Source organism: Arthrobacter sp. AB6 (assembly GCF_031844545.1).
Taxonomy (GTDB): Bacteria; Actinomycetota; Actinomycetes; order Actinomycetales; family Micrococcaceae; genus Arthrobacter.
Genome location: NZ_JAUZVL010000001.1, coordinates 122,104 through 134,129 on the forward strand (window position 1 = coordinate 122,104; position 12,026 = coordinate 134,129).

Consider the following 12,026-nt stretch of genomic DNA (forward strand, 5'->3'; position numbering starts at 1 on the left):
CAAATTGTCTAACAAGTACACATGATGGTCAAGTGCAGATGCCGACTTGTCTGGCAAAATAGGGATACGGGGACAGTTTTGGGAGGAACGCCAGTGGCCGGACGTGTTGCAGCAGTCTCGATCGTGGATGCGATCGCCGCGGACCTGCGGAGCCGCGTCTTCTCCGGTGAGCTCGGCTCGGGTGTGGCGCTCACCGAGACGGATGTGGCGTCTTCCTACGAGGTGGCCCGCCCCACCGCCAAGGCCTCGATCGAGAAGCTCGTCGCCGAGGGGCTGCTGGACCGGGGGGCCCACAAGACCGCGCGGGTGGTGGACCTAGGGCCGGAATCCGTCCGGGACATCTACCTGGCCAGGGCATACCTGGAAAGCGAAGTGCTCCGGCGGCTGGCGTCCGGCCGGACGGTGCCGGCGGGTGCGGTGCAGGCCAACAACGATATTGCCGCGTTGAAGACCGGCGCCCCGCTTGATGTTGTGGAACCGGACATGCGGTTCCACACCAGCCTGATTGACGCAGTAGGCAATGAACGCATCAGCAGGATGTACCTGTCCCTGGTGGGGGAAGTCCGCCTGTGCATGTCCCGCGTGCAGTCCCTGCACCTCCTGGACACTGCCCTGATCCAGGACGAGCACCAGAAGCTCCTGGAACTCATCGAGGCAGGCCGCGGTGAAGAAGCCGCCCAGCTGCTGGACATCCACCTCGGCCGTGCCCGTGAACGGCTGGTGGCCGCGATGGGAGGCGAGCCGGGGCCGGAAGCCGACCTGCCGCCGTCGGACGCTGCTGCCGGCTAGGCGCCGGACATGATCAGGGTCGGGCCCTGGCCGTCTGCTCGTGGAGCCAGCCAATGTGGCGGCGGAGCAGGTCCGCGGCAAGGTCCGCGTTCCGCGCTTCCACGGCGTTGAAAATTGCGTGGTGGTGCGCCCTCAGCTCAGCGAGCACCACCGGCCACTGGCCCAGGGCCGCAAGGGCGTCCTTGATGTAGCCGCGGATGGAACCGCTGAGGGAATCCATGATGGTTTCGATTACCGCGTTTCCGGCCAGGGCACTGAGGGCCAGGTGGAACTGCGCGTCCAGGGCGTGGAATGTTTCCGGATCGATGTCCGGGGCATCCATCGCCAGGAGCAGCTCCCTGGCCCGCTGGATGCCCTCCGGATTGTCCCTTTCGGCCGCGGTCCGGGCCGCCCAGGTTTCCAAGAGGATGCGGGCCTCGACGATGTCTTCCACGGGAAGGCGGCTGCTGGCGACGTGCAGGCGGAGCGTGGAAGACAGTCCGGCCGACGGCTCTGAGACGATGACGGCGCCGGACTTGGGGCCGGACTTGTTCGAGCTGCGGAGGATCCCCATGGCGTCGAGGAGGCGCATGGCTTCGCGGACAGAGGCACGCGAGATGCCGTAGGTTTCCGCCAGGATGCGTTCTCCCGGAAGCTGGTCCCCTGCCTTGAAGCGTCCGGACCGCAGGCCCGCTTCGACGTCGTCCAGCAGGACATCGTACGTCCGCTTCGGTGAGGATTCCGCTGCTGATTCGGCCATGCTTCCATCCTGCCCTACCGGACCATCCATCACTGCGTTCCCGCCGGAGTGCCGACGGCGGAAAGGGGCAACGGAACCGGCGCCGCCACCCCTTTCCACCGCCGCCGCTGCGGCGGCTCGGACTGCTAGATCGCCTTGCCGGGGTTGAGGATTCCCTGGGGGTCGAAGACATTGCGGATGGCGCGCTGGAGTTCGAGCGAGATCCCGCCGAGCTCATCCTCGAGCCAGTCGCGCTTGAGCAGGCCCACGCCGTGCTCGCCCGTAAGCGTGCCGCCCAGGCGCTGTGCCAGGTAGAACATGTCGCCAAGGGCCTTTTTGGCAGGTCCTTCGGTGATGGATTCGCCAGGTTCGACGACGATCATCGGGTGGAGGTTGCCGTCTGCTGCGTGCGCCACGTTGAAAATCCGGACGCCGGTCTTCCGGGAAATGTCCTCCAGGCCGGCGAAAACTGCCGCCAGCCGGTTCCGCGGCACGCCGATGTCGCAGATGGATACCCGGCCAAGCTTCTCAAGCGACGGGATGGCTTCCCGCCGGGTGGCCACGAGCGCATCCGCTGCCGCCGTGTCCTCCGCCTTCTCGATGTGGCTGGCGAACGGCTGGATGGCCTGGAGGAGGACGTCCTGCTCCAGGAATGCGCCGTAGCCGTCGGTCTGCGCCAGCAGGAAGGCGCCGCCCTTGGACCGGTGGCTGGTGCCGTGCACCGCGTCAACGGCTTCCAGGGTGGGACCGTCCATAAGTTCCAGCACCGATGGCTGCAGGCGCGCGGCGATGATGGCGGAGGCAGCCAGGGCGGCGGCATCCACATCCGGGAAATACGCGGCAACGGTGGCGGTCTGGACCGGCCGTGGCCGCAGGCGCAGGGTGGCCTCCACCACCACGCCCAGTGTTCCTTCGGAACCGATCATCAGGGCATTCAGGTCGTACCCGGTGACGCCCTTGATGGTGTTCCTTCCCGTGCGCAGTACCCTGCCATCGGGCAGGACAACACGCAGCGCCAGGACGGATTCCCGGGTGACGCCGTATTTTGCGCACCACATGCCGCCGGCGTTGGTGGCGATGTTGCCGCCGATGGAACAGATGGCCGTGCTGGCCGGATCCGGGGCATAGAAGAGTCCGTGCTCCCGGGCGGCGGCGTTCACGTCCGCGTTAAGGACGCCGGGTTCAACCACCGCCAACTGCTCCACCGGGTCGATGTGGAGGATCCGGTTCATGCGGGCCATGTCCAGGACCACTTCGCCCGCCCGGGCCGACGCTCCGGCGGCCAGGCCCGTCCCGGCGCCGCGGGGAACAACCGGCACGTTGTGGGCTGCCGCCAGTTTCATGGTGGCCACCACCTCCTCCGTGCTGGTGGCGTATACGACGCCGTCCGGGAGGCTGGGAGGCACGTAGCCGGAGCGGTCCGTGCTCACCCGGACACGTTCGTCCAGGTCCGTGGAAGCATGTGCGCTTGCAGTAAGAAGCGCCGATGATGCTGTTGCAACTGCCGATGTACTCATGGAAGGGAAACCTCTTTGTTTCTGTGGGCACGGGGGCCGGGGGCGGACGCACTCCCCCGGCCCTGTCTCATTTGTAAGGGCGGCGGGACGTTTAGGGAACCATCCAGCCAAGAACAGGTGTTGACTGCAGCAGGACCAGGACGATCATGATGGCCAGGAGCCCAAGGCTCCAGCCCAGGAGCTTCCTGAAGAGTGTGCCTTCGGATCCCTCCAGGCCCACCGCGGCTGCTGCCACCGCCAGGTTCTGCAGGGAGAGCATCTTGCCCATGACGCCGGCGGAGGAGTTGGCCGCCGCCATAAGGACCGGAGGCAGGCCGGTCTGTTCGGCTGCCGAAACCTGGAGCTGGCCGAAGAGGGAGTTGGAAGAGGTGTCGGAGCCGGTCAGGGCGACGCCCAGCCAGCCGATCACCGGTGAAAGGACAGCGAAGAATCCGCCGGCCGAGGCGAGCGCCAGGCCCAGGGAGGTGGTCTGCCCGGACAGGTTCATGACAAAGGACAGGCCCAGGACGGACATCACGGTCACGATGGTCCACCGCAGCTGCTTGAGGGTTTCCCCGTAGATGCGGAGGCCGGCGGCTGCCGGAATGCGGTACAGGGCCATGGTGATCATGCCCGAGATCAGCAGGAGCGTGCCGGTGGCCTTGAGGTGGTCGAACTTGAACTTCTGCGCCGCCACGTGCTTTCCGTCCGCGTCCACAACGTCCAGGCCCGGCCACGCAAAGCTTACGCTTCCGGCCACGCTGAGCCAGTTCTTTACCGCCGGAATCTGGGCGATGGAGAAGATGGCCATGATGATCAGGTACGGGGCTACGGCCATCCAGATTTCCCGCGGCCCGGGCCGCTGTGCGGTGCTGCCGGCAGGCGCCATGACCCGGGTGGTTGCCGCTGCGGAGACGGCCTCGGTCACGGAGGCAGAGGCCGGAACCCTTCCCGGGGAGGGGCGGCCGCCCGTGACGGGACCTGGGGTGAACCCTTCCTCGTCCTGCTCAGAGCCGCTAGCCTGCCCGGACATCTCGATGATCTCCCGGGGCTGCCACACCCGCAGCATCAGCAGCACGGCGGCTACCGTGGCTACAGCTGCCACCACGTCCGTGAGTTCAACGGCGAAGAAGTTCGACGTAATGAACTGGAAGATTCCAAACACGGCGCCGGCCACCAGGGCCACCGGCCAGGTCTGCTTCAGGCCGCGCTTGCCGTCCACGATGAAGACGAGCAGCAGGGGTACCACCAGGGCGATGAAGGGGGTCTGGCGGCCGGCCATCGAGGAGAGGTCGTGCAAGGGCAGGCCGGTGACGCCGTTGAGCGCGATGATCGGCGCGGCCATGGCGCCGAAGGCCACCGGCGCGGTGTTGGCCAGCAACGACACAACAGCGGACTTGAAGGGCTTCATGCCCGCCGCCATCAGCATTGCCGCGGTGATGGCCACCGGTGCGCCGAACCCTGCCAGGGACTCCAGCAGCGCACCGAAGCAGAAGGCGATCAGGATCGAGAGGATGCGCAGGTCATTGGAGATGGACCTGATTGTCCGGCCCAGGGCATCGAACCATGGCGTGGCGACCGTGAGTTTGTAGACCCACAGGGCGTTGATCAGGATCCAGAGGATGGGAAAGAAGCCATAGAAGGCGCCGGCGGCCGTGGCGCTGAACACCTGGTCCAGCGGCATCTGCCACACGACGGCCGCCAGGATGATGGACAGCAGCAGGCTGGCCAGGGCAGCTTTCGCGGCTTTCACGCGGAAAACGCCTAACAGGACAAACAGGAGGATCAACGGCAACGCCGCACAGAGGGCCGACAGGCCCAGCGAACCCCAGAGAGGGTCCACGACTTGCTGGTAAGTGCTCACAAAAAACTCCTTTGTGTTTGGAGCAGGGAGGTGGAGGAAACGCGGACGGGGATGAAGTTCCAGTAGTAATTCCACGATGTGAGAGAAGAATTTCTTCAAGTGGATCCGAGACTACGTATCGGTCAGACCATTAGTCAATGGTCTGACCGATTTACTTTGAGGCATTGTTTTTTCATCTGACAGAATATATTGTCCATAATGCGAAAACCTTCGAAAGGACCCCCGCAATGCCCCTGACCCGGATCACCAACCCGCCCTTTGAACGCGCCTCCGAGATCCTGACACCGGAAGCCCTGGAGTTCCTCGCTGAACTCCACAGCCGTTTTGCCGCCGAACGCGACGCCCGCCTGGAATCGCGGCATGCCCGCCGCGCAGAAGCCAGCCGGACCGGAACCCTGGACTTCCTCCCCGAGACAGCAGCGGTCCGGCAAGGTGACTGGACAGTGGCTGCCGCCCCGGCGGCCCTGCAGGACCGCCGGGTGGAGATCACCGGCCCTGCCTCTCCCGCCAAGATGGCGATCAATGCCCTGAATTCCGGCGCAAAAGTATGGCTGGCAGACCTTGAAGATGCCAGCTGCCCCACGTGGTTCAACGTCATCGACGGCCAGCTCTCGCTCTATGACGCCGCCCGCGGAACCCTGGCCTACGCGTCGCCCGAGGGCAAGACCTACGCCCTCCGCACTGACGCGCCCACCGCCGTCGTCATTATGCGTCCCCGCGGGTGGCACATGGAGGAGCGGAACCTGGAGTTCGGCGGACGGCCCGCCGTCGGAGCCCTGGTGGACTTTGGCCTGCACTTCTTCCACAACGCCAAGCAGCTCATCGACAACGGCCACGGCCCCTACTACTACCTGCCCAAGATGGAAAGCCACCTCGAAGCCCGGCTGTGGAATGACATCTTCGTTTACGCGCAGGATGCCCTCGGGCTGCCGCAGGGGACCATCCGGGCCACCGTCCTGGTGGAAACCATCCCCGCGGCCTTTGAAATGGATGAAATCCTGTACGAACTGCGCCACCACGCGTCCGGCCTCAACGCCGGCCGCTGGGACTACCTTTTCAGCATCATCAAGTACTTCCGCGATTCCGGCCCGAAGTTCACGCTTCCGGACCGCGCGGCTGTATCGATGACAGTTCCGTTCATGCGGGCGTACACCGAGCTCCTGGTCAAAACCTGCCACCAGCGCGGCGCCTTCGCCATGGGCGGCATGGCGGCCGTCATCCCGAACCGCCGCCAGCCGGAAGTCACCGAGCAGGCCTTCGCGAAGGTGCGCGCGGACAAGACCCGCGAGGCCAACGACGGATTCGACGGCTCCTGGGTGGCGCACCCGGACCTGGTGCCCGTCTGCACGGAAGTGTTCGACGGTGTCCTGGGCGACGCCCCGAACCAGGTGCAGCGGACCAGGCCTGAAGTTAATGTCACCGCCGAGCAGCTGCTCGATATTGAATCGGCGCCCGGGGAAGCCACCGAGGCCGGCCTCCGGGGCAACCTCTACGTGTCCGTTGCCTACACGGCCGTGTGGTTGTCCGGCAACGGGGCGGTGGCCATCCACAACCTGATGGAGGACGCCGCCACCGCGGAAATCTCCCGCTCCCAGGTGTGGCAGCAGATCCGCAACGCAGTCGTCCTGGCGGACACGGGCAACACGGTGACGCGGGAACTGGTGGAGCGCCTGCTGGCCGAGGAAACCCGGAAACTCCGCGGTGAAGTGGGTGAAGACCTGTTCAGCCGGTACTACGAGCCCGCATCCCGGATTATTTCCGGGATCTGCCTCTCGGAGGAGTACACGGACTTCCTCACCACTCCGGCATACGACCTGCTCGAATCCGTTGTAGCTGTGCGGTAAAGGCTGCCGGACACCAACGGGACCGGACACCAAAACGCGCGGGCTGCCCTCCATGATGGAGGGCGGCCCGCGCGTTTTGAAACTAGCGCAGATCCCGAAGGCGCTGCTTCCTAGCGGCGGTTGCGGCCGTCGTCGTCGAGCTCTACGTTCTCTTTGCGGACCTCTTCGGTGACGGTGTGCTCATCGGTGACGGTGTCCTTGTCCAGGCGCACGCGCTCCACGGGGACCGTTTCCTTTTCAACCACGGGGCGCTCCTCGTGGAGGATGACCTCGTGCTCTTCCTCGCTGATGGCGGGCCCGGCCATGGCGTTGCCGCGGTTGGCGTCCGTGATGGGCTCGCGCTCCAGGCGGACTTCTTCACGCTGGACCGGGACGGTGGTGGTGACGTTCTCGGTGACCACGTGCTTGCGCAGGCGGGCACGGCCGGTCTCTTCGCGCTCAGTGCCCACGTGCAGCTGCTCTTCCGAGCGGGTCATGGCGTCGTCCGTGGTGGGGCCTGAGGTGTCGTGGCCTACGGTGCCATGGGAGTTCGTGGTCGCGTCGCGGTCCGTGCCGGCGAAGCCTGCGCCGCCAGTGACGCCGTAGTAGGCGTAGAGCCGCTCTTCCTCGGCGGGCTCCAGGTGGCCGTCGGGAGCAACGCGCGGCGCGTCCTTGACCTTGTCCTCGGTGTGGGCAATAACGATGTCGTTGCCCTCCTGGGTTGCGGAATCCAGCGGTGCGAAGGACTCGTGGTTGCCGAAGAGCCCGGTCTTGACCGTGACCCAGGTGGCCTCGGAGGTCTGGTCGTCAACGTAGATCTGGCCGACGGACCCGATCTTGCTGCCGTCGGAGCCGAGGACGTGTCCGCCGGCGGTGGTCAGTGCAGAAAGGTTCTCAGTGCTGATCATGTGTTTCTCCTTCTAATGCTGCCTGGTTGTGAGCTGATGGAGCAGTCAGTGGGTCAGCCTTTGAAGCGGTTCCGCGGCGGCCTGGCCTGCGCCGCGCGGAGCTGCCTGGCCTTGCGGGCCTTTTGCACCCTGCTGACGATGGTGGGCAGGAAGAATAGGAACAGTCTTTTCACAGTTGGCGTCCTCCCCCCGGCATGTCGAGATAGTAAGTATGGTTACTACTTAGATACTAAGCACACTTGCTATCCATCGTGCAAGGCGAAACCGCCAGACTCCCCTCCCAACCAGGCAGGAACGCACGCACAAGCCGGGCAGTCCGTCCCGCCGCCGGCTGCGAACCACAAAGTGGCACCAAGGAAATCCACCGACGGCAAGGAAGACTGATGGCTGACCTCACTGCATTCGCCCTTATCTGCTCCCTGACCCCCTCGCCCGAGCCCTCGAGCAGCGACCTCATTGCCCGCCACGTGCTGGACGAGCTTGCAGCGCACGGGGTCAGCGGGAGTTCGGTGCGGGTGGTGGACCACAATGTGATGCCCGGCGTCCAGGTGGACATGGGCGCCGGCGATGCCTGGCCGGGGATCCGCGAGAACATCCTGGCGGCGGACATCCTGGTCCTGGCGACCCCCATCTGGATGGGCCACCCGAGCAGCATCACCCAGAGGGTGCTCGAACGGCTGGATGCGGACCTCGCCGAGACGGACGACGCCGGAAGGCCTGTCATGTACGGGAAGGTGGCGGTCGTGGCGGTGGTGGGCAACGAGGACGGGGCCCACAAGACCGTAGCGGACACGCAGCAAGGGCTGAACGACGTCGGCTTCACCATTCCTGCCCAGGGCGCCACCTACTGGGTGGGCGAGGCCATGCAGACAGTGGACTACAAGGACCTGGACAGCGTCCCCGGGAAGGTCGCCGCCGCCACGGCGGGGGCCGCACGCAACGCCGCGCACCTGGCGCGGTCCCTCACCGCGGCCCCTTATCCTGCCGGATAAGGCTCCGGGCTCAGGCGGGCTTTGCGAAGATCGCGGCGCTCATGACTTCGTAGCCCACGAATGCCTCGTCACCTTCCACCCAGGCATCATGGCCGGCCGGAATGGTGTATGCGTGGCCGGGGCTGACCGTGGCCCGCGTTCCGTCCTCCAATTCCACCGTGAGCGTTCCTGCGGTGCAGATTCCCACGTGGTTCACCTGGCAGGTATCCGTGTGGACCACGGTTTTTACCGTCTCGGACCACCGCCAGCCCGGCTCGAAGGTGAACCTTCCCAACGTGGTGTCGCCCAGGGTGACCACGTCCACCTGGGTCTTCGGCGGGCGGCGCTTTTCATCGGGTTCGTCAAAGGACTTTGCCTCAAGGGCGTTTACGGTTACTCCGGCCATTTCGATTCTCCAGACAGGGAGTGCTTGGACTGTTCGTCCGGGGCGCCCAGACCGCACCCGGGGGCGTTGGCTGGCCGACGCACGCTGAGTCAACACCGCCAACATTGGCACCCAGCGGTATCAGCGTGCGCCCGCGAAGGCACAGTGTCAATACGCGCAGCAGGAGTCCCCCGCGAAGGAATCTGCCTGGCCGCGACGGAACCCCCGCGCGGACAATCCGGCTACGATTCCGGGATGGGACTCATAATCACACTGCTTGTTGCCTGGCTTGTTCTGTCCATCCTGGGCTTCGTCATCAAAGGCCTGCTGTGGCTGGCCGTCGTCGGCCTGGTGCTGTTCGTCGCCACTGCCGTCTGGGGCTGGCTGAAACGCAACGCCTGACGCCTGATGAGGTGCTTCGCCCGCGAAGGCGGGGGCAGTCGTCGTCAGCTCGCGGGGTCGAACTGGAACTCCCTGACTTCCTGCGCGCAGCGGCAGGCGACGGCGATCTTCGCGGCCCACTCCAGTGCCGCCTCCCGCGAGGGCAGCTCGAGTATGGCGTAGCCGCCGTTGGGTACGGTGTGGCCCGGATAGGTGCCCTCGGTGACGGTGCCGTCCCCGGCGACGAGCACGGGGGCAACGGCCTCGTTGATCCCGCCGCCGAAGACGTACACTCCCGCAGCTTTGGCCTCCTCAATGACGGCGTGGGAGTCTTCCACCACCGCTTCGAACTCCTTCTCGGGGACCACCATTGCCTCACCGGGGAACGAGATCAGGTACTTCGTCATTCGAGGACTCCTTTGATTCGGCGGCATGATGCGGCCCTGCCCAGCGGCCCCACTCCGGCGCCCAGCCGATTATGGCCCCGGAACCCGGCACGCAGTCAAGGAGTCACAGCACGCCGCACCGCACCAGCGACCCTGCCAAAGCAGCCGAAGCGAAGTGGCGGGATCCCAGCCTCAGCACGGACATGGCCTGACCCTGCCTCCCGGCACCGAGGCGTCAGCCGTGGGCGGGTTCGCCCGTGATGCGGTGGTCAGCGTGGTTGATGGTTTCGCGGATGAGCCGCACCAGGTGGCCGTCGTGGAGTGAATAGATCACGTGGCGGCCGTCCTTGCGGGTGTCCACCAGCCCGCTCAGCCGCAGTTTGGCCAGGTGCTGGCTCACCACTGTGCGCGGCACCCCCGCCGCTGCCGTGAGCTCGGTAACGGTTTTGGGTCCTTCGGCCAGCTGCCACAGCAGGTGCAGGCGCGTTGGTTCGGCGAGCATCCGCAGCGTGGCGGACGCCGTCTCCAGCAGTTCCGGGCCGGGGGTGACCGGGTGGACCAGCGAGGGCCGGTCAGGGCCGGGGCGTGGTTCGCCGGAGGGCTGGCTGCTCACCGTGCTGTTCCTCCCCTGCGGCTTCCGTGGCTGGCTTGTCCGCGTGCCGCGGCCAGGACAGGAACGCTCCTGCACTGGCTATTATCGCAACAATTGCCAGGGCCATCGCCGCCCGGTCCAGGCCCGCCGCAGCGCCCGCCCACCCGGCCAGCGGATAGGTGAGGATGTAGCAGGCGTGCGAGAGGGAGAACTGGGCCGTAAAAACGTATGGCCGGGTGTCCTCGGTGGATGCGTCGCGCAGGAGCCTTGGCGACGGCGTGAGGATGGCGGCGCAGGCAGCGCCCAGCAGGAGCCACAGGCCCAGCAGCAGCCACCACCCGCTTCCGGCCGGGCCCAGGGAGAGCGCGGCCGCGCCGGCCAGGGCAACGGGGATGACGGCGGCGCCGGCGAGCATCACGGCCCTGTCACCGAACCGGTCAAGGACCCGCGGGGCGGACAGCGCCACGGTCATGGACCCCACGCCGAAGCAGGCCAGCGCCAGGGCCAGGTCAGTATCCGGACGCAGCAGGACCTCCCGTACGTACACCACAGTGTTGACCAGCACCAGCGCCGTCGGGGCCGCGACCACCAGGTTGAGGGCCAGCAGCGACCGCAGCCGCCGGTTCCGCCGGAAGATCCTGGCGCCCAGGGTGGTGCGGTGCCACAGCGAGGCCTGCGGCACCGCAGCCGGTGCGCGTTTGGGCAGCGCGCTGATGGCCACCATGGCGGCGGAGGACAGGAAGCCGAAAACAGTCCCGAGGAAGAGGTTGCCATAGTCCAACACGGTCAGCAGCAGCGCGGCTATGGCCGGGCTGGCCAGGGTTTCCATGTCATAGGCCAGCCGGGACAGGGACAGCCCCCGGGTGTAGTCCCGCTCATCCGGCAGGACAGTTGGGATCAGGGACTGGAAGGCAGGTGTGAAGGTGGCGGAGGCGGACTGGAGCAGGAAGACCGCCACATAGATCTGCCAGGCGTCCGTGACGAACGGCAGGGACAGCGCCATCGCCGCCCGCACCACGTCGGCACCGATCAGGACCCGCTTCGTCGGCCACCGGGCCGCCAGCGCATTGATCACCGGCGCCAGGCCCACGTAGGCAAACATCTTGACCGTCAGTGCAGTCCCCAGGACGGCCCCGGCGTTGCCGCCCGCAAGGTCGTAGGCCAGCAGCCCGAGGGCAACCGTCAGAAGGCCGGTCCCGATCAGGGCAACCACCTGCGCGGCGAACAGCCGGCGATATGTGGTGTTCCCCAGCACCGACAGCAATGGGCCCAACTCCTTGAGTGCATATGTGCATGACTATGCACTCAACGCTAGCGGCAGGGGGCGGAAAAGGAAAGGTGCGGCTCCGTTGGAGCCGCACCTTTACTTGCCGTAAGGCATTTAATCCCTCTTGAAGGCGTCCTTGACCTTTTCTCCGGCCTGCTTCAGGTCGCCCTTGGCCTGGTCGGCCTGCCCTTCGGCTTTCAGGTTCTCGTCACCGGTTGCTTCGCCGGCGGCCTCTTTACCCTTGCCGCCCAGCTTTTCGGCGGTGTTTTCGATCTTGTCATCCAAACCCATGGTGTTTCTCCCTACGGTTGGTGTCCGCCGGACCCCGCCGGCGGCTAACACTTCCATCGTAACCACACCGTCGATAGATGATGGCCTTGGCCACCGCAGCGCCCAGGGGCGCCCGCCCGCCGTCGTTCGCTGCTCCTGCCCTCGCCGGACCAAGG

At 66.1% G+C, this 12,026-nt stretch carries 13 protein-coding genes; 4 read left to right on the forward strand and 9 right to left on the reverse strand.

The features are described from left to right. Positions 1-93: 93 nt before the first annotated feature. Entirely contained in the window at positions 94-789 is a 696-nt protein-coding gene (locus tag Q9R30_RS00540) for a GntR family transcriptional regulator (RefSeq protein WP_311216453.1), read from the forward strand. 13 nt (positions 790-802) lie between these two features. On the opposite strand, the gene Q9R30_RS00545 is transcribed toward Q9R30_RS00540, so the two are convergent. From Q9R30_RS00545 to Q9R30_RS00555, 3 genes are all read right to left on the reverse strand, one after another. Continuing rightward, positions 803-1,528, reverse strand: coding sequence for a FadR/GntR family transcriptional regulator (locus Q9R30_RS00545; RefSeq protein ID WP_104998885.1), 726 nt, complete (start codon positions 1,526-1,528; stop codon positions 803-805). Positions 1,529-1,653: 125 nt separating this feature from the next. Beyond that, the gene (locus Q9R30_RS00550) at positions 1,654-3,024 is read right to left on the reverse strand and encodes an FAD-linked oxidase C-terminal domain-containing protein (RefSeq protein WP_311216454.1); all 1,371 of its coding nucleotides are present in this window, start codon (positions 3,022-3,024) and stop codon (positions 1,654-1,656) included. Between the two features lie 91 nt (positions 3,025-3,115). Then, positions 3,116-4,867 carry an L-lactate permease gene (locus tag Q9R30_RS00555; protein WP_311216455.1) on the reverse strand — a complete coding sequence of 584 codons (1,752 nt, stop codon included), beginning with the start codon at positions 4,865-4,867 and terminating at the stop codon, positions 3,116-3,118. Between the two features lie 227 nt (positions 4,868-5,094). On the opposite strand from Q9R30_RS00555, the gene aceB reads away from it, so the two are divergent. Next, positions 5,095-6,711: a malate synthase A gene (gene aceB, locus Q9R30_RS00560; RefSeq protein ID WP_311216456.1), complete on the forward strand. Its 1,617-nt coding sequence runs from the start codon at positions 5,095-5,097 to the stop codon at positions 6,709-6,711. 110 nt (positions 6,712-6,821) lie between these two features. Here aceB and Q9R30_RS00565 read toward each other — a convergent pair whose 3' ends face one another. Beyond that, a complete protein-coding gene (locus tag Q9R30_RS00565; protein ID WP_311216457.1) occupies positions 6,822-7,598 on the reverse strand; it encodes a YsnF/AvaK domain-containing protein in 777 nt (258 codons plus the stop codon). Positions 7,599-7,981: 383 nt separating this feature from the next. Between Q9R30_RS00565 and Q9R30_RS00570 the strand changes: the two genes are divergently transcribed. Next, the gene (locus Q9R30_RS00570; RefSeq protein WP_104998890.1) at positions 7,982-8,590 is read left to right on the forward strand and encodes a flavodoxin family protein; all 609 of its coding nucleotides are present in this window, start codon (positions 7,982-7,984) and stop codon (positions 8,588-8,590) included. Between the two features lie 10 nt (positions 8,591-8,600). Here the strand turns inward: Q9R30_RS00570 and Q9R30_RS00575 are convergent, their stop codons facing one another. Further along, positions 8,601-8,975 carry a cupin domain-containing protein gene (locus Q9R30_RS00575; protein ID WP_104998891.1) on the reverse strand — a complete coding sequence of 125 codons (375 nt, stop codon included), beginning with the start codon at positions 8,973-8,975 and terminating at the stop codon, positions 8,601-8,603. Positions 8,976-9,209: 234 nt separating this feature from the next. On the opposite strand from Q9R30_RS00575, the gene Q9R30_RS00580 reads away from it, so the two are divergent. Next, positions 9,210-9,356 (forward strand): hypothetical protein, encoded by a 147-nt coding sequence (locus tag Q9R30_RS00580; RefSeq protein WP_199775269.1) that lies wholly within the window; start codon positions 9,210-9,212, stop codon positions 9,354-9,356. Between the two features lie 44 nt (positions 9,357-9,400). Here Q9R30_RS00580 and Q9R30_RS00585 read toward each other — a convergent pair whose 3' ends face one another. From Q9R30_RS00585 to Q9R30_RS00600, 4 genes are all read right to left on the reverse strand, one after another. Beyond that, complete coding sequence (locus Q9R30_RS00585; RefSeq protein ID WP_311216458.1) at positions 9,401-9,742, reverse strand: YciI family protein; 342 nt, start codon at positions 9,740-9,742, stop codon at positions 9,401-9,403. 214 nt (positions 9,743-9,956) lie between these two features. Then, positions 9,957-10,334 (reverse strand): metalloregulator ArsR/SmtB family transcription factor, encoded by a 378-nt coding sequence (locus tag Q9R30_RS00590; protein WP_311216459.1) that lies wholly within the window; start codon positions 10,332-10,334, stop codon positions 9,957-9,959. After that, entirely contained in the window at positions 10,294-11,577 is a 1,284-nt protein-coding gene (locus tag Q9R30_RS00595; protein WP_311216542.1) for an MFS transporter, read from the reverse strand. The genes Q9R30_RS00590 and Q9R30_RS00595 overlap by 41 nt, the downstream gene beginning before the upstream one ends. 117 nt (positions 11,578-11,694) lie before the next feature. Beyond that, positions 11,695-11,871 (reverse strand): CsbD family protein, encoded by a 177-nt coding sequence (locus tag Q9R30_RS00600; protein ID WP_104998895.1) that lies wholly within the window; start codon positions 11,869-11,871, stop codon positions 11,695-11,697. Positions 11,872-12,026: the final 155 nt, after the last annotated feature.

Coding starts and splice junctions, on each gene's coding strand:
- Q9R30_RS00570 (WP_104998890.1), top strand. CDS start 7,982: ATGGCTGACCTCACTGCATTCGCCCTTATCTGCTCCCTGACCCCCTCG.
- Q9R30_RS00585 (WP_311216458.1), bottom strand. CDS start 9,742: ATGACGAAGTACCTGATCTCGTTCCCCGGTGAGGCAATGGTGGTCCCC.
- Q9R30_RS00580 (WP_199775269.1), top strand. CDS start 9,210: ATGGGACTCATAATCACACTGCTTGTTGCCTGGCTTGTTCTGTCCATC.
- Q9R30_RS00600 (WP_104998895.1), bottom strand. CDS start 11,871: ATGGGTTTGGATGACAAGATCGAAAACACCGCCGAAAAGCTGGGCGGC.
- Q9R30_RS00575 (WP_104998891.1), bottom strand. CDS start 8,975: ATGGCCGGAGTAACCGTAAACGCCCTTGAGGCAAAGTCCTTTGACGAA.
- Q9R30_RS00550 (WP_311216454.1), bottom strand. CDS start 3,024: ATGAGTACATCGGCAGTTGCAACAGCATCATCGGCGCTTCTTACTGCA.
- Q9R30_RS00545 (WP_104998885.1), bottom strand. CDS start 1,528: ATGGCCGAATCAGCAGCGGAATCCTCACCGAAGCGGACGTACGATGTC.
- Q9R30_RS00565 (WP_311216457.1), bottom strand. CDS start 7,598: ATGATCAGCACTGAGAACCTTTCTGCACTGACCACCGCCGGCGGACAC.
- aceB (WP_311216456.1), top strand. CDS start 5,095: ATGCCCCTGACCCGGATCACCAACCCGCCCTTTGAACGCGCCTCCGAG.